The sequence below is a fragment of the Streptococcus sp. HMSC067H01 genome (assembly GCF_001814775.1).
GTDB lineage: Bacteria > Bacillota > Bacilli > Lactobacillales > Streptococcaceae > Streptococcus.
Genome location: NZ_KV817796.1, coordinates 1 through 211 on the forward strand (window position 1 = coordinate 1; position 211 = coordinate 211).

Genomic DNA, 211 nt, shown 5'->3' on the forward strand with positions numbered 1-211 from the left:
GCTTCTGTCTTATCAGCGTAGTAACCTGGAATTACTGGAACAGATACCTTACCATAAGTATGGCTCTTCTCATTCCATGTTGTAGTTTCAGAAGCTTTGTTTTCTTTACCAGTAAATGTAAAGTCATCTTGGACATTGTCTCCTGGAGTCTTATCGCCTGCTCCTTCAAACTTAACTGTTTGTTTAGTTGGTTTCTTCACATCATTTACGA

1 protein-coding gene is annotated in these 211 nt (G+C 38.4%); it reads right to left on the reverse strand.

Annotation, left to right across the window (positions count from 1 at the left end):
* A partial coding sequence (locus HMPREF2987_RS11015) for a mucin-binding protein (RefSeq protein WP_180364506.1) occupies positions 1 to 211 on the reverse strand: 211 nt, incomplete at both ends.